Raw genomic sequence first — 16005 nt, 5'->3', positions numbered from 1 at the left:
GAAGGAGCTGACCATGAAGGTCGAGGTCGACGACAGCAGATGTTTCGCCATCGGGAACTGCGCGCGGTACGCGCCGGCGGTCTTCGACCAGAACGACGAGGACGGCAGGGTGGTCCTGCTCGACGCGATGCCGCCGGAGCGCGAGCACGCACGGGTCCGGGAAGCCGCCTCACGGTGCCCGAACGCGGTCGTCGTCCTGCACGAGAAGCCGCCGGCTCACGACGAATGACCCGCCCGGGTGGTTCGTCCCGTTCGTTCGAAGCTCAGAGGAAGACCAATGTCTGACGTAGAAGTGCCCGTTCTCGTGGTCGGTGGTGGCGGCTGCGGACTCGCCGCATCGGTCTTCCTGTCCGACGTGGGGGTGCGCCATCTCGTGGTGGAGCGTCGCGAGTCGACGTCGGTCCTGCCCAGGGCGCACTACCTGAACCAGCGCACCATGGAGATCTTCCGCCAGCACGGCATCGCCGACGACGTCTACCGGATCAGCTGCCCGCTCCCGAACATGAGCGAAGTCGCCTGGCGCACCTCACTGGGCGGCGACGGCCCGGTGGACGGGCGGGAGCTGTACCGGACGGACGCCTTCGGCGGCGGCAGCACCGCCGGCCCCTACGCCGCCGACAGCACGGGACCTTCGACCAACCTTCCGCAGCACCGGCTCGAACCGCTGCTGCGCCGGCACGCGGAGCGACGGGCTCCGTCCAGCCTGCTGTTCAACCATGAGATGGAGGATTTCACCCAGGACGAGAACGGGGTCCGGGCGAGGGTGGCCGACCGGGTGACCGGCGAGGTGGTCACGGTCCGTGCCCGGTACCTGCTCGGCGCCGACGGCGGCAGGAGCGTCGGCGGTGCGCTGGGCATCCCGATGGACGGCGCCGGCGGCGGGTTCACCATCATCTCGGTCCACTTCAGCGCGGATCTCGCCCGCTGGTGGAGCGACTCGGTGCTGATGACCCACGTCTTCGGCGTCGACGGCGAGGTCTCGGTACTCGTCGCGTCCGGGCCCGACTGGGGCTCGGCGTCCGAGGAGTGGGCACTGCACTTCCGGGTGCCGCCGGGTACGGACGCGGGCGGCCTCGACGCGGAGGCGATCACGATCCGGGTGCGGGAACTGCTGAAACTGCCGGAGGACCTCGGCATACAGGTCCACCACGTGAGCGAGTACCGGCCGGAGGCCGTCGTGGCCCGGTCCTTCCGGGCCGGCCGCGTCTTCCTCGCCGGCGATGCCGCGCATCGGCAGCCACCCGCCGCCGGCGGCGGCCTGAACACAGCGATCCAGGACGTGCACAACCTCGCCTGGAAGTTCAAGGCCGTGCTCGACGGCCGGGCCGACGACGTGCTGCTCGACTCCTACGAGGCGGAGCGGCTGCCCGTCGCCCGACGGAACGTGGACTGGGCGATGGGCTGTCTGGTCAACTACGGCATCCTGTTCGCGGCCCTCGGCATGACGCGAGGCCGGCCTGCGGCCACCGAGGCCAGTATCCGCGCACTGCTGGCCGACACACCGATGGGCGAGACCCGGCGGGCCGTGGTGCGGGAGGCGTTCGGCACCCAGCGCATCGAGTACCAGGCACACGACATCGAGCTCGGTCACCACTACGCGGCCGGCGCGGTGCTCCCGGACGGCACCCCGCCGCCGCCCCGGGACCCGATGGGTGCGGTCTACCGTCCGACGACCCGGCCGGGGCACCGGCTCCCGCACGCGTGGCTGCGGCACGGCGACACCCGGGTCTCCACGCACGACCTGGCAGGCGGCGACGGCGGTTTCGTGCTGATCACCGGGCCGCTGGGCGAGGGCTGGGCGGCTGCCGCCAAAAGGGTCGCGGACACCCACGGAGTGGCGCTCCGCCTGGTGTCCATCGGCCGGGAGCCCGACGCGGTGGGCCACTGGGACGCGGAGGGCGGCTGGGCCGCGGTGCGGGAGATCGACGACGACGGCGCCGTCCTGGTGCGGCCGGACCAGCACGTCGCCTGGCGCAGTGTCCGCGCGGGCCGCCACGCCGACCAGGAACTCGGCGCGGCCTTCGACCGAGTCCTCGGCCGGTCCGTCGCGACGGACGGCGGGAGCTGACCATGCCCTCCACCGACGGCGAGCGTCTCGTCCATGACTTCCTGACGTCGATGGGGCCGGACCCGGCCGACGTCCGCGCGGCCGTGGACCGCTACCTGACCGACGACTGTGTGTGGGAGAACCCCGGCTCCCCGGTGTGCCGGGGCAAGGCGGAGATCCTCCGGCTCATGCCGCCCGACTTCGCGCGGCTGGAGGTGAGCTTCCGGCACATGGCCACGGCCGGTGGCACCGTCCTGGTCGAGCGCATGGAGAACATGCTGCGCGTCGACGGCACGCCCATCGCACTGCACCTGAAGGTGATGGGGGCCTTCGAACTGCGGGCCGGCCGGATCAGCGCCTGGCGGGACTACTTCGACTTCACCCACCTCATCACCGAAAGCCCGGAATGGTGACCATGACAGAGATTCGAACCGACCCGATGGAGCTGCGGACCGAACTGGTGGACAGGGTCCACAAATTCGGGCCGGTCTTCGCGGAGGGCGTCGCCGAGGGAGAGCGGGAGCGGCGGCTGCCCGAGGCCACGGTGCGGGCGATCGACCAGTCGCAGCTGGGTATGGTCTGGACCGCGAGGAGCTACGGCGGCCTGGAGGCCGACGTCCGGACCATGAGCGAGGTCGCCAAGGCACTCTCCCACTACTGCCCGTCCACGTCGTGGGTGGTCAACAACATCAACGGCTCCAACCTGCTCGCCGCGAAGTTTCCCCAGGCGGCGCGGGACGAGGTGTTCGGGGACAACCCCGGCGCCAAGCTGGCCTCGATCTTCGCGGCTGCGGGCACCGCGGTACGCACCGAGGGCGGCTATCTGCTCACGGGTACCTGGCCGTACGGCACCGGCGTCCTGCACGACGACTGGGCGATCCTGGTCGCCCGGGAGCTGAATGCCGACGGGGAGCCGATAGGCGGGCTCTCCGTGCTGGTGCCCGTGGCGGACCTGACCATCGAGGACACCTGGCGCACCGTCGGCATGCGCGCCACCGGCAGCCACACCGTCGCGCTCCGGGACGCGTTCGTCCCCGAACACCGGGTCATCTCCGGCGCGTTGCAACGCGGACGGGAGAACGCCACCGACCTCGGCCTGCCGCCGTTGTTCCGCACCGCGGCGATCGCCGCCATGGCCGTCGTCTGCGCCTCCGTGGTGCTCGGCGCCGGCCAGGCGGCCCGCGCCTTCGTCGTGGAGAAAGCGCCCGCCCGGGGTATCGCGCCCACCAAGTACACCCGCCAGCCGGACTCACGGACCTTCGTGTCCTCGCTGGGAAGGACGGCTCTGTCGATCGACGCCGCCGAAATGCATGTGAACCGGGCCGCGGACGCGCTCGACGAGGCCGCCTACGGGGCCGTCTCGCTGCCGGACAGCGAACTCCTGCGCATCCGCGGCGACGTCGGGCAGGCGGTCGCCCTGGTGACCGCCGCGCTCGACGAGTTGCTGTGGGCGCACGGTGCGGCGTCCTTCGCCGAGGCGAACCCGTTGCAGCAGTACTGGCGGGACGCCAACACCGCGGCCCGCCACGCCATGCTCAACGTGCACGTCGGCCACGAGCTGTACGGCGGGTCGTTCTTCGGCCTGGAGCCCATCGTGCCCAGCCTCTGACCCAGCCCCTGACCCGTCCGCCGCCCGTCCGCCGCCCGTCCGGCCCCGCCCGTTCCACCCCGCTCCGACCCACGAGGGATCCCATGACCTGGCTGCCCCCCTTCCTCATCCCGATGTCACAGGTCCCCCCGGTCACCGCGGGGCCGGCCCATGTTCCGGACGCCCTCTTCGCGGCGGTGGCCGGACCGACCGTGCTGGGCTGGATAGTGACGTACCTCCTGGCGATCCGGCAGGCGTCCCAGGACCGGCGTGTGGGGATAGCCGCCTACCTGGTGGCGGTGAACTTCGCCTGGGAGTTCAGCCTGACCTTCCTGCTGGAACAGACACCGACCCAGCGCCAGATCAACGTCCTCTGGCTCGTCTTCGACGTCGTCCTGCTGTACCAGGCGCTGAAGTACGGGCCGCGCGACTACCCCGGCCTGCCGGCGCGGGTCGTCCGGTGGGCGCTCGCCGGTGTGCTGGTATGGGCGTCGTTGATCGTCGTCGTCGGCGCGAACGAGTTCAACGACCGCGACGGCATGTACACCGGAATGATCATCCAGGTGCCGCTGAGCGCGTCGTTCATCCTGCTGCTCAAGCGGCGCGGGTCCAGCGCGGGACAGTCGATGTACATCGCCGTCGCGAAGACCGTGGGCTCTCTCTTCGCCGGACTGACCGCCGTCGTCGTCCATCCCTCCCACCACCTGCTCCAGGTGCTGGTGGCGACCTACGTGCCTCTGGACCTCGCCTATGTGGTGCTGCTGTCCAGGACGATGCGCCGGGAGGGACGGCCCCTGTGGGCCCTTCGCGCGCCGAGGGCCGTCACCGTGGCTCCGGCGGGACCCTCGGCCACGGGTTCCGGGACCGGGCCGGCGCCCCGCGCGGGCGTCGGTCTCCGGTCAGATGACACCGCTCCGTAAGGCGTACGCCACGGCGTGCGGCCGGTTGCGGAGGTTCAGGCGCTGGGTGACCCCGAAGACGACGCGTTTGACCGCCCGTTCCGACAGGCACATCCGGGTGGCTATCTCAGCGGTGTCCAAGCCCTCCGACATCAGCCGCAGCACATCGATCTCCCGGGGAGTCAGCCCGGAGGTGTGCAGGCCGTGCGGTGAGAGGACCTCCCGCTGCATCCGCTCGAACTGCCGGAGCAGTTCGCCCAGCAGCTTCGCGGGGAGCACGCCCCCGCCGGACGCGGCGGTCAGCACCGCCTCCTCGATGCGGTTGCTGGTGGCGGCGGCTCGCGGCAGTACCGCGACCACGTTGCACTCCACTGCGGTGCACAGGTCGGCACGGTCGATCTCCGAAGGGATGAGCACCACCGGTACCCGCGAGGAGTCCTTGAGCCTGCGCAGTAACGACGTCACCTCCACGGTCATGCGCTCGGTGACGACCACGGCCACGTCCGCCGGGCCCGGTTGCTCCACCGTGACGACTTCTATGTTCGGCGCTGCGCCGAGCTGGGCGCTGACCACCGAATGCGTCAGCGGATCCGGCGTGCGGACCAGTGCCCTTATCTGACGTATCGCTGTCTCGGCGGTCTTGGTCTTGACGATCATGGCAGGCCTCCGGGAAGTGGGGGAGTACGGCAGCCGGGGCATGGGGTTCCGTACCTGGTTTCGGGCACGGCGCTCCCGGGCCGGTGTCGCCTCTCCTCTGTCTGTGTGGTCTCGCCCGCTCAACGTGGCCTCAGGGGATGGTGGGACGGGACTCATGTGCTGCCATCACGTCAAAAATCCCCGAATAGGGCCAAGTGCGGTCATCGGCAGTCGGAAAGGCGATGTCAATGACCGTACTTGGTCTACTTCGGGGATTCGGGCGACCGAGCTGTTTTCGTTCCCGCTAAGGGGAATCCCTCAGTCAGCCGGTGACGACCGTGACGGAGCCCGAGGCGTCCGGGGTCATGGCCTCGGCGAGGTGCATGGCCTCCTCGATGAGGGTCTCCACGATGCGGTGCTCGGGAACGGTCTTGATCACCTCGCCCCTGACGAAGATCTGGCCCTTGCCGTTGCCGGACGCCACTCCCAGGTCGGCCTCGCGCGCCTCTCCTGGACCGTTGACCACGCACCCCATCACGGCAACCCGCAGGGGCACCTCCATGCCCTCCAGGCCGGCGCTGACCTCGGCGGCGAGCTTGTAGACGTCCACCTGCGCCCGGCCGCACGAGGGGCAGGAGACGATCTCCAGTTTCCGGGGCCGCAGATTGAGCGACTGGAGGATCTGGGTTCCGACCTTGACCTCCTCCACCGGCGGCGCCGACAGGGAGACCCGGATGGTGTCGCCGATGCCTTGGCGCAGCAGCGCCCCGAAGGCGACGGCGGACTTGACGGTGCCCTGGAACGCCGGCCCCGCCTCGGTGACGCCCAGGTGCAGCGGGTAGTCGCACTGTTCGGCGAGGATCTCGTAGGCACGGATCATGACCACGGGATCGTTGTGTTTGACCGAGATCTTCAGGTCGTGGAAGTCGTGCTCGCCGAAGAGCGACGCCTCCCACAGCGCGGACTCGGCGAGCGCCTCCGGGGTGGCCTTCCCGTACTTGCGCATGAGGCGGGCGTCCAGCGACCCGGCGTTCACCCCGATCCGGATCGGAGTGCCGTGGTCCTTGGCCGCGCGGGCGATCTCGCCCACCTTGTCGTCGAACTTCTTGATGTTGCCCGGATTGACACGCACCGCGGCGCAGCCGGCCTCGATGGCAGAGAAGACGTACTTCGGCTGGAAGTGGATGTCGGCGATGACCGGGATCTTCGACTTCCGGGCGATCGTGGCCAAGGCCTCGGCGTCGTCCGCGCTGGGGCAGGCGACGCGGACGATGTCGCAGCCGGCGGCGGTGAGTTCGGCGATCTGCTGGAGGGTGGCGTTGACGTCGGCCGTGACGGTCGTGGTCATCGACTGCACCGAGACCGGGTGGTCACTGCCCACCCCGACCGATCCGACCAGCAACTGGCGGGTTCTGCGGCGGTCGGCGAGCACGGTGGGCGGCAGAGCGGGCATACCGAGCGGTACCTGGGTCACCATGATGTCCTCTCCCGACGAGGTGCGGGTGCGTGCGGTGCCGCCGCGGCGCCGAGCAGGGCGAGTGCGGTTTCGGCGATGGACCGTGCGGTGAGACCGTGCTCGGCGAGGATGCCCGCTCGTTCACCGTGGCCGAGGAAGCTGCGGGGCAGTCCCAGCGCGTGCACCGGCGTGGGAACCCGGGCATCGGCGCACGCCTGGGCCAGCGCCGCGCCCACACCCCCGGTGCGCACCCCGTCCTCGACGGACAGGGTCAGCTGGTGCCGGGAGGCCAGATGGACCAGGACCGGACTGACCGGCAGCACCCAGCGAGGGTCGATGACCGTGACGCCGACGCCGGCGTCGGCCAGCAGCTCCGCCGCGCGCAGCGCGGTGCCCGCGAGCGCCCCGGCACTGACGAGCAGGACCTCCAGCGGCCGGGAACGGGTGCGGTGCAGGATGTCCACACCCTCCATGCGGCTCAGCGCGGGGATGTCCGCGCCCGCGCCGCCCTTCGGGAAGCGCAGCGCCGTGGGGCCGTCCCGCGTGTCCAGCGCCTCGTCCAGCAGTTCCGCGAGCCGGGCGGGGTCCCGTGGCGAGGCGACCCGCATGCCCGGCACCGTACCCAGCAGGGCGAGATCCCACATGCCGTGGTGGCTGGGTCCGTCGGGACCGGTGACGCCGGCACGGTCCAGGACGAAGGTCACCGGCAGCTCGTGCAGGGCCACGTCCATCATGATCTGGTCCACGGCCCGGTTCAGGAATGTGGCGTACAGGCAGACCACCGGGTGCAGGCCGCCCATGGCCATCCCGGCGGCGCTGGTGACCGTGTGCTGCTCGGCGATGCCCAGGTCGAACACCCGGTCCGGAAAGCGGCGGGCGAACCGGAGCAGACCGACAGGCCGCAGCATCGCGGCGGTCAGCGCCACGACGTCGGGCCGCGCTTCACCGATCCGTTCCATCTCCCCGCCGAAGATGCCCGTCCACGAGGGTGCGGAGCTTCCCCGCGACCGGCCGGTGGCGGAATCGATGACGCCGATTCCGTGCATGCGGTCGGCCTCGTCGTTCTCGGCGTGGGCGTACCCGCGGCCCTTCTCGGTGACACAGTGGACCACGACCGGACCGTCCAGCTCCGTCGCCCGGCGGCACGCCTGCTCCACGGCGGTGATGTCATGCCCGTCCACCGGGCCGACATAGGTGAAGCCGATGGTCTCGAAGAGGTTGTGCCCCTGGTGCTGACCGGCACGCAGGGCGGTCAGGTGCTCGGCCAGCCCACCGACCGTGGGGTCGTAGGAGCGGCCGTTGTCGTTGAGGACGACCACCACCGGATCGGCGCCGTTGCCGAGGCTGTTCATGGCTTCCCAGGCCATGCCGCCGGTCAGCGCGCCGTCCCCGGTGACCGCGACCACGCGACGGTGGTCCTCACCGAGCAGCCGCCGGGCCTTGGCCAGGCCCGCGGCGTAGGACAGCGCCGTGGAGGCGTGCGAGTTCTCCACGAGATCGTGCTCCGACTCCTCGCGGAGCGGATAGCCGGACAGGCCCCCGGCAGCGCGCAGGGAGTCGAACTCGGCCTGCCGGCCGGTGAGTATCTTGTGTACGTAGGACTGGTGTCCGGTGTCGAACACCATCCTGTCGGTGGGCGAGTCGAACACGCGGTGCAGCGCGATGGTCAGCTCCACCACACCGAGGTTCGGGCCGAGGTGCCCGCCGGACGCGCAGACCTTCTCGACCAGGAACTCCCTGATCTCGCGCGCCAACGTGGGCAGTTGATCCGGACGCAGTCTCTTGAGGTCCTCGGGGCCGGTGATACGGCCGAGCACAGGGAATGACACGGCTCTCCTCGCTCAGCTGGGACGGCCGTCCGCCGGACGACGCACGTCGCCGCGGACCGCCGGGGGAAGGTCGAAATGTATGGTTTCTCGGGTGATCTCACGTTCCTCGACGCTGACCGGACCGAAGGCCTCCAACCAGGTCACGACCTCCGCCACCAGGGCGGGCGGTGCCGACGCTCCTGCCGTGAGCCCTACGGTCCGCACGCCGTCCAGCCATTCCGGCCGGATGTCGGCGGCACGGTCGATCAGCTCGGCGCGGGTGTTCTCGCGGCGTGCCAACTCCACCAGGCGGACCGAGTTGGAGGAGTTCTGCGAGCCGACGACCAGGACGAGGTCCGACTCCGCGACGATCGCCTTGAGTGCGGCCTGCCGGTTGGTGGTCGCGTAGCAGATGTCGTCGGACGCCGGCTCCTGGAGCAGCGGGAACTTCTCCCTCAGGGCCCCGACGACCTCCGCGGTCTCGTCGACGGCCAGCGTGGTCTGGGTGAGGTAGGACACGCTCCGTCCGTCGACTCCGGACAGTCCGCGTGCCTCCTCGGCCGTCTCGACCAGCACCATGGACTCCGGTGCCTCGCCGAGGGTGCCCTCGACCTCCTCGTGCCCCGCGTGTCCCACGAGGACGATGGTGTCGCCCCGGGCCGCGAAACGACGCGCCTCGGCATGCACCTTGGCGACCAGGGGACAGGTTCCGTCGATCACGTCCAGACCGCGCCGGGCCGCCTCCTCACGCACCGCGGGCGAGACACCGTGCGCGGAGAACACCACCGTCGCGTTGTCGGGCACCTCGTCCAGCTCGTCGACGAACACCGCGCCACGCTCCGCGAGGTCGTCGACGACGGTGACGTTGTGCACGATCTGCTTGCGAACGTAGACAGGGGCACCGCGTGCCTCCAGCGTCCGCTCGACGATCTCGATGGCCCGCTCGACACCCGCACAGAAGGATCGAGGACCAGCCAGCAGGACGCGGCGGGTCACGCCGCTGACCGCGTACTCATCCGAGCTCACATTAGCCACGCCTGGGAGGCTAGGGAGGACGAGGTCCCGCCCTCAACGCCCGTTTCCACTTTCCGGAACGACCATGGAAACAGCGGCCTGGGCCGCGGACTGCCGCCGCGCTTGCCAAAGGGGACCAATGCCGTGGCCCCACGGGACAGCAAGTCCGGTCGATCTTGAGCTCGCCCGCGCGCGCAGGTAGGCATGGACCAGTTGGACGCGCTTCAGCGACGGGAGTTTCGCGTGGACGATGAGCGAGATCCTCTGACGCCCGGATCGGCAGGAGGCCCGTTGCGCAAAGCGCTCGCGGTCCTGGAGGCTTTGGCCGAGGCGTCGCGACCGCTGACCCTGTCGGAACTGTCCCGTCTGGTGGACCTCCCCAAGTCCACGCTGCACCGCCTGATGCGGGTGCTCACCGACAACGGCCTCGCCATACGGAAGGAGTCGAAGTCCTATGAACTCGGCACCTACTTGCTTCGGTTGGCGGCCACCGGTGGTCCCGCGTCGGTCCAGTGGCTCAACTACCCGGTCACTCCCTTCCTGATCGAACTGTTCCAGCTGACCAACAGGATCGTCAGCCTCGGCACGCTGTCGGGCACCAAGGTCCAGCATGTCGGCACCCTCTACGGCCAGGAACACGTCCGCCTGGCGATGGCGCTGCGGCAGCCGGTCCCGGCACACAGTTCGGCGGCGGGCAGGCTTCTGCTCGCGATGGCCAAACGGAACCCGGCGGACCTCTTCGCCGCTACGACGTCCGGCTCCCGCGTGGTCTCGGCCAGAACGGACGCGTTACGGCTCGAGTTCGAGCGGATCCGGCGGACCGGCCTGTCCTACGCGCGGAGCGAGCACATTCCCGAACTGGTCGAACTGGCAGCCCCGCTCCGCCTGGGCAGGGCCGGCCCGATGGTCGCGATCGTGGTGGGCGACACGGTCACGAGCCGGGATCTGCGCAGCGTCGCGCGCGTCCTGCTGGACACGGTGGATGCCATCGAACAGGACCTCGTCGGTGTGTGCTGACCGGCACCGGCACCGGGTCCGGTCCTGTCGGGCGACTGGGTCCGATGCAGGTTCGGGTGGCAGGTCCGTCAGGCGATGAAGGTGATCCCGCCGTCCGCGCCGATCGCCTGGCCGTTGATGTAACCGGCCTCCTCGCTCGCCAGGAAGACCAGCAGCGGGGCTACGTCGTCATAGGGCGTTCCGAAGCGGCGCAGGGGGCTGTGCGCCTCGATCTGCGCGGCTGCCGCACGACCCTGTTCGGTGAGGTTGAAGGCGTCGCTCCGGCCGACCGGAAGGAAGGTGTTGGTGGTGATTCCGTACTGGCCCCACTCCTGCGAAGCGACTCGTGTGAGGGCCATGACGGCTCCCTTGGCCATCGCGTAGGTGGCGAATCCGGGGCGGGGGCTGACCGCTGCGCCGGACGCCGTGTTGATCACGCGGCCGTAGCGCCGCTCCTTCATGTACGGCAGGCACTTCTGCATGAAGATCATGCTCTGCAGCGGACCGGTCCGGTACGCGGTCAGGCCCTCTGCCGGAGTGGCGTCCTCGAGCAGGTGGTGCTCGTCGAGGCCGCCCTGCGCGATGTTCGCGAGGATGTCCACGGTTCCGTATTCCCGGATCGTCGCGTCGACAACGGCCTCGATCTGCTCCGGCACGGCGATGTCGCACTGTACGGCGATCGCGCGACCGCCCTTGTCCCGGATCTCCTGGGCGACCGCCTCCACCGCGGGGCCGTCGATGTCGGACAGCGCGAGCAGGGCACCCTCGTCGGCGAAGCGACGCGCGGCGCCTCCTCCGATGCCGCCGGCGGCGCCGGTGACGATGGCTGCACGGCCGTCAAGACGTCCACTCATGGGTCCGTTCCTCTCGAATTCGTCGTGCTCCAGGTGTCAACACTGTTGACACCTGGAGCCAACACCGTTGACAGAGCGCCTGTCAACGGTGTTGGCTCCAGGTGTGTCAGATGTTTCCTCGGCCGTTTCGAAGTTCGACCAAGCTCCGGCGACTCCCACCCAGCGCGCCATAGCGGAACAGGCCCGACGCCTGTTCCACGACCGCGGCTTCTCCGGTGCGTCGATCAGGGACATCGCTTCGGCCGCGGGGGTCGACCCGTCGATCGTGATACGGCACTTCCACTCGAAGGCGGAACTGTTCGCAAGAGTGATCGGCTTCGACACCTACTTCAGGCCGCAGCTCGACGGTCCGCTCGACACCATGGGCGAGCGGCTCGTCGCCTACCTCCTTGCTCCCGAGCATGCGGAGATGCGTCGCACGTTCACGGTCCTCCTGCGCGCGGCCGACCACGCTGTCCTCCGGCAGGAACTCGTCGCGGCGATGTCGCGGCTCATGGTGGAGGGGCTCGGCGCGCGTCTCGAAGGGGCGGACACGACAACCCGCGCGTGGCTCGTCTCGGCGCAGCTGATGGGCCTGGTCCAGGCCTGGGACGCCATCGAACCCGAGTCGTCCACGGGTGAAGGGCGCAGCCGTCTCGTGCGCCTCTACGGATCGGCTGTGCAACAGCTGATCACTCCGGGCCGCTGAACAGGCCCGGCCGGCGACCCTGACAGCGATCGCGAGGGCACCGAAGCGGGGCCGGTCAGCCGCCGTCGTCGGGCCTTGAGGTGCCGAGGTACCCGCCGGCCCTCAGGTGTTCGACGACGCGCGTGGCCAGTTCCTCGACGGGGAGCGAGCCGCTCGCGTCGAGCCGGAGCTCCGGGTCGCGCGGCGCCTCGTAGGGGGAGTCGATGCCGGTGAAGTGGGGGAGTTCGCCGCGGCGTGCCTTGGCGTACAGCCCCTTGGGGTCGCGGGACTCGGCGACCACGAGCGGGGTGTCCACGTGGACCTCGACGAACTCGCCGTCCGGGAGCAGGGACCGGGCCAGTTCGCGTTCGGCCCGGAACGGGGAGATGAACGAGGCGAGGACGACGAGGCCCGCGTCCGTCATCAGCCGGGCGACCTCGGCGGCACGCCGGATGTTCTCGACGCGGTCCGCGTCCGTGAACCCGAGGTCGTGGCACAGGCCGTGCCGCAGGTTGTCACCGTCGAGGAGGAAGGTGTGGAATCCCTCGTCGTGCAGGCGGCGTTCGACGAGGTCGGCGATGGTCGACTTGCCGGCACCGGAGAGACCGGTGAGCCAGACGACGGCCGGTCGCTGCCCCTTGCGCCCGGCCCGCGCCGAGCGGGTCACCTCGGTGGGCTGCCAGTGGATGGTGTGGGCCCGGCGGAGCGCGAAGCGCAGCAGGCCGGCACCTATGGTGTTCCGGGTGACGCGGTCGATGAGGACGAAGCCGCCCATCTCGCGGTTGTCGGCGTAGGGGTCGAAGGGGACGGGCCGGTCGAGAGCCAGGGTGCACACGCCGATGTCGTTGAGCGCGAGGGTGCGAGCGGCCGTCCGTTCCAGGGTGTCGACGTTGATCTTGTACTTGGGCCGGGAGACGTTCGCGCCGACGACGCGCGTCCCCAGTTTCAGTAGGTACGAGCGGCCCGGCAGCATCGGCTCGGGGCTCATCCACACGAGATGGCACTCGAACTGGTCGGCGACTTCCGGAGGTTGGGACGCCGACGCGATGACGTCGCCACGGCTGACGTCGATCTCGTCGTCGAGCGTGAGGGTGACGGACTGACCCGCGGTGGCGGTGCCGAGGTCTCCGTCGGCCGTCACGATGCGGGCGACCGTGCTCTCCCGGCCCGACGGGAGCACCCGGACACGGTCACCGGTGCGTATGCCGCCACCGGCGATCCTGCCGCAGAAGCCCCGGAAGTCGAGATGCGGGCGGCTCACCCATTGGACCGGCAGCCGGAAGGGGCCACCGGCGGCGGTGCTGTCGACGTCCACGGACTCGAGGTGCCCGATGAGCGTGGGGCCGGTGAACCACGGTGTGCCGGCGCCGCGTGCGGTGATGTTGTCGCCGTTGAGGGCGGAGACCGGGATGCACTGGACGTCGGTCAGGCCGATGCCCGCCGCGAAGCGCCGGTAGTCGTCCGCGATCGACGTGAAGACCTCGCGGTCGTAGCCGACGAGGTCGAGCTTGTTGACGGCGAGGACGACGTGTCGGATCCCGAGCAGCGCGACGAGATGGCTGTGCCGGCGGGTCTGGGTCAGGATTCCCTTGCGGGCGTCGACGAGGACGACGGCGAGGTCGGCGGTGGAGGCGCCGGTGACCATGTTGCGGGTGTACTGCTCGTGGCCGGGGGTGTCGGCCACGATGAACTTACGGCGCTCGGTGGTGAAGAAGCGGTACGCGACGTCGATGGTGATGCCCTGCTCCCGTTCGGCCGCCAGGCCATCGACGAGAAGTGCGAGGTCGAGGGCGCCGCCCTGGGTGCCCGCGGTGCGCGAGTCGGTCTCCAGGGCCGCGAGGTGGTCGGAGAAGATCAGCTTGGAGTCGTAGAGCAGGCGCCCGATGAGGGTGCTCTTGCCGTCGTCGACGCTGCCGCAGGTGAGGAAGCGCAGCAGCGACTTCTCCTCGTGCCGGCGCAGATAGGCGTCGATGTCGGTCGCGGCGAGGTCGGTTCCCGGTGGCCGGTGGGTCATCAGAAGTACCCTTCCTGCTTCTTCTTCTCCATCGAGGCCGCCGCGTCGTGGTCGATGACCCGTCCCTGCCGCTCCGAGCCGGTGGTCAGGAGCATCTCCCGGATGATGTCCGTGACGCTCTTCGCGTGGCTCTCGACGGCGCCGGTGAGGGGGTAGCAGCCGAGCGTGCGGAAGCGCACGGAGCGCGTCCGGGGCCGCTCGCCGGGGCGCAGCGGCAGCCGGTCGTCGTCGACCATGATCAGGGCTCCGTCGCGTTCGACCACGGGCCGGGGAGCGGCGAAGTACAGCGGGACGACGGGAAGGTTCTCCCGGTGGATGTACAGCCAGACGTCGAGTTCGGTCCAGTCGGAGAGCGGGAAGACGCGGACGCTCTGGCCTGGGCGGCGGGCGGCGTTGTAGAGACGCCACAGCTCCGGACGCTGGTCCTTGGGATCCCAGCGGTGACTGGCGGAGCGGATGGAGAAGACGCGTTCCTTGGCACGCGACTTCTCCTCGTCGCGCCGGGCCCCGCCGAAGGCGAGGTCGAACCTGTGCTGGTCCAGGGCCTGTTTGAGCCCTTCGGTCTTCCACAGGTCGGTGTGCGTGGCGGAGCCGTGGTCGAAGGGGTTGATGCCGTGCTCCACGCAGTAGGGATTGCGGTGGACGACGAGTTCCATGCCGGACGCGGTCGCCGCCTCGTCCCGGAAGGCGTACATGGCCCGGAACTTCCACGTGGTGTCGACGTGCAGGAGCGGGAACGGCGGCGGAGCGGGATGGAACGCCTTGCGCGCCAGATGCAGCAGGACGGTGCTGTCCTTGCCGACGGAGTACATCAGCACCGGGCGCTCGCTCTCCGCGACGGCCTCGCGCAGGATGTGGATGCTCTCCGCCTCCAGGCGCTCCAGATGACCGAGTGCCGTCACGGTGTGTTCCCGGGGCGGTAGTCACCTGCGGAGAACTCCGGTGCGGAGTCGCGCAGTCGGGCGTCCACGCCGTCCGGCCACTCGACGGCCCCGCGCACGGTCGAGCGCTCCATCATGCCGTACGTCTCGGAGCCGTCCCAGCGGTAGCGGACGCCGGACTGGTGCAGGACCGGGAAGCCGGGCATGGTCGGGCGCAAGGCGGTGTCATGGGCGGAGAAGACGGTCTCGGCCTCGACCCGGACGGTGCGGCCGTCGGTGGTCTCCAGGACGGCGGTGACGTCCTCGCCACGCTCCCGCAGGGCCCGCAGGAAGGGGGCGCGGACCACGCGGGCCGGGACGAGCGCACCGTCGCCGTCGAAGACGAAGCCCTCGTTGTAGGTGGGGCGGCCGTCGGGGCTCGGCGGGTAGGTGATGTAGCCGAACGCGCGGCCGTCGGGGAAGAGCGCCGACTGCCAGCAGTGGCCCCGGAACCCCGCCAGTTGGCGTACCCCCTGGCGGCGGATGCGCAGCCCGCTGCCGGTGAAGGCGTGCTCCTCGCCCTCGACGCGTACCGTGCCGGTGGCGCGGACCAGTTGCTCGTAGCGGGGCCCGCCCATGAAGCCCTGCTCCACGCCGGTCGTGAGCTTCTCGGCGGCGTCGGGCAGCAGAGCGCCCTGGATCCACGGCGGTACGGCGGGGCGGGCCTCGATGTGGAACTCCACCTCGGCCCGGGGGCCGTCGTGGTGACCGCCGAGGAGGCCGGCGGTCGTGAGGCGTACGGCCGTGCCCCGGAAGTCGGCGGTCCACAGACGGAACGGCTCCACGCAGCGGAAGGCGAGCGGACCCGCGCCGATGATCCTCGGCCGGCCCTGCTCGTCGAGCGCCGGGTGGGTCTTGCCGGTCTCGCGCAGCCGGTAGACCCGGCCGTCGGGGAGGGCGAGGTTCAGCTGGATGCCGTGCGCCTCCCACTGGGGTGCGTAGGCCTCGACGGCGAACCGGGGCAGGCCGATCGCGCCACGGTCGTCGGAGATCCACATGCTCACGGAGTCGCGCATCTCGGGGTTGGCGGGGACGTCGGCGAAGACGTCCTCCCGGGTGTCGGGCAGTCCGCCGGTGAGGTCGATGGCCATGACGGGAGTCCTCTC

The 16005-nt window shown here is 70.3% G+C and carries 15 protein-coding genes; 7 read left to right on the top strand and 8 right to left on the bottom strand.

The window, feature by feature from the left end; genetic code table 11:
* Nucleotides 1-13 precede the first annotated feature (13 nt).
* The 5 genes from AB0D74_RS01715 to AB0D74_RS01695 all read left to right on the top strand — a co-directional run bounded on the left by AB0D74_RS01715 (nucleotide 14) and on the right by AB0D74_RS01695 (nucleotide 4555).
* Nucleotides 14-229 carry a ferredoxin gene (locus AB0D74_RS01715; RefSeq protein ID WP_362579137.1) on the top strand — a complete coding sequence of 72 codons (216 nt, stop codon included), beginning with the start codon at nucleotides 14-16 and terminating at the stop codon, nucleotides 227-229.
* 48 nt (nucleotides 230-277) lie between these two features.
* Nucleotides 278-2068: an FAD-dependent monooxygenase gene (locus AB0D74_RS01710; RefSeq protein WP_362579134.1), complete on the top strand. Its 1791-nt coding sequence runs from the start codon at nucleotides 278-280 to the stop codon at nucleotides 2066-2068.
* Between the two features lie 2 nt (nucleotides 2069-2070).
* Nucleotides 2071-2460, top strand: coding sequence for a limonene-1,2-epoxide hydrolase family protein (locus AB0D74_RS01705; protein WP_362579131.1), 390 nt, complete (start codon nucleotides 2071-2073; stop codon nucleotides 2458-2460).
* 2 nt (nucleotides 2461-2462) lie between these two features.
* The gene (locus AB0D74_RS01700; protein WP_362579128.1) at nucleotides 2463-3656 is read left to right on the top strand and encodes a hypothetical protein; all 1194 of its coding nucleotides are present in this window, start codon (nucleotides 2463-2465) and stop codon (nucleotides 3654-3656) included.
* An 83-nt stretch (nucleotides 3657-3739) separates the two neighbouring features.
* Nucleotides 3740-4555 carry a hypothetical protein gene (locus AB0D74_RS01695; protein ID WP_362579125.1) on the top strand — a complete coding sequence of 272 codons (816 nt, stop codon included), beginning with the start codon at nucleotides 3740-3742 and terminating at the stop codon, nucleotides 4553-4555.
* Here AB0D74_RS01695 and AB0D74_RS01690 read toward each other — a convergent pair.
* From AB0D74_RS01690 to AB0D74_RS01675, 4 genes are all read right to left on the bottom strand, one after another.
* Nucleotides 4535-5191: a response regulator transcription factor gene (locus tag AB0D74_RS01690; protein WP_362579122.1), complete on the bottom strand. Its 657-nt coding sequence runs from the start codon at nucleotides 5189-5191 to the stop codon at nucleotides 4535-4537. The two genes, AB0D74_RS01695 and AB0D74_RS01690, sit on opposite strands and share 21 nt — an antisense overlap.
* Nucleotides 5192-5492: 301 nt before the next feature.
* Nucleotides 5493-6644, bottom strand: coding sequence for a flavodoxin-dependent (E)-4-hydroxy-3-methylbut-2-enyl-diphosphate synthase (gene ispG / locus AB0D74_RS01685; RefSeq protein WP_362580137.1), 1152 nt, complete (start codon nucleotides 6642-6644; stop codon nucleotides 5493-5495).
* Nucleotides 6641-8455 (bottom strand): 1-deoxy-D-xylulose-5-phosphate synthase, encoded by a 1815-nt coding sequence (locus tag AB0D74_RS01680; protein WP_362579119.1) that lies wholly within the window; start codon nucleotides 8453-8455, stop codon nucleotides 6641-6643. The genes ispG and AB0D74_RS01680 overlap by 4 nt, the downstream gene beginning before the upstream one ends.
* 12 nt (nucleotides 8456-8467) lie before the next feature.
* Nucleotides 8468-9469, bottom strand: a complete 1002-nt coding sequence (locus tag AB0D74_RS01675) for a 4-hydroxy-3-methylbut-2-enyl diphosphate reductase (protein ID WP_362579116.1) — start codon at nucleotides 9467-9469, stop codon at nucleotides 8468-8470.
* A 270-nt stretch (nucleotides 9470-9739) separates the two neighbouring features.
* Here AB0D74_RS01675 and AB0D74_RS01670 point away from each other — a divergent pair, with 270 nt between their 5' ends.
* Nucleotides 9740-10465, top strand: a complete 726-nt coding sequence (locus AB0D74_RS01670) for a helix-turn-helix domain-containing protein (RefSeq protein WP_362579113.1) — start codon at nucleotides 9740-9742, stop codon at nucleotides 10463-10465.
* Nucleotides 10466-10533: 68 nt separating this feature from the next.
* On the opposite strand, the gene AB0D74_RS01665 is transcribed toward AB0D74_RS01670, so the two are convergent.
* Nucleotides 10534-11298, bottom strand: a complete 765-nt coding sequence (locus AB0D74_RS01665) for an SDR family oxidoreductase (protein WP_362579110.1) — start codon at nucleotides 11296-11298, stop codon at nucleotides 10534-10536.
* A 67-nt stretch (nucleotides 11299-11365) separates the two neighbouring features.
* On the opposite strand from AB0D74_RS01665, the gene AB0D74_RS01660 reads away from it, so the two are divergent.
* Entirely contained in the window at nucleotides 11366-11986 is a 621-nt protein-coding gene (locus AB0D74_RS01660; protein ID WP_362579107.1) for a TetR family transcriptional regulator, read from the top strand.
* A 55-nt stretch (nucleotides 11987-12041) separates the two neighbouring features.
* On the opposite strand, the gene cysN is transcribed toward AB0D74_RS01660, so the two are convergent.
* From cysN to AB0D74_RS01645, 3 genes are read right to left on the bottom strand one after another with little or no spacing between them, the layout of a single operon-like run.
* Nucleotides 12042-13979: a sulfate adenylyltransferase subunit CysN gene (gene cysN / locus AB0D74_RS01655; RefSeq protein WP_362579104.1), complete on the bottom strand. Its 1938-nt coding sequence runs from the start codon at nucleotides 13977-13979 to the stop codon at nucleotides 12042-12044.
* A complete protein-coding gene (cysD, locus tag AB0D74_RS01650; protein WP_362579101.1) occupies nucleotides 13979-14881 on the bottom strand; it encodes a sulfate adenylyltransferase subunit CysD in 903 nt (300 codons plus the stop codon). Before cysD ends, cysN begins: the two co-directional genes overlap by 1 nt.
* Nucleotides 14878-15990 carry a hypothetical protein gene (locus tag AB0D74_RS01645; protein ID WP_362579098.1) on the bottom strand — a complete coding sequence of 371 codons (1113 nt, stop codon included), beginning with the start codon at nucleotides 15988-15990 and terminating at the stop codon, nucleotides 14878-14880. The genes cysD and AB0D74_RS01645 overlap by 4 nt, the downstream gene beginning before the upstream one ends.
* Between the last annotated feature and the right edge of the window lie 15 nt (nucleotides 15991-16005).

Source organism: Streptomyces sp. NPDC048278 (assembly GCF_040652195.1).
In the GTDB taxonomy this organism is placed as follows: domain Bacteria; phylum Actinomycetota; class Actinomycetes; order Streptomycetales; family Streptomycetaceae; genus Streptomyces.
This window is presented reverse-complemented; position numbering and strand designations above follow the sequence as displayed.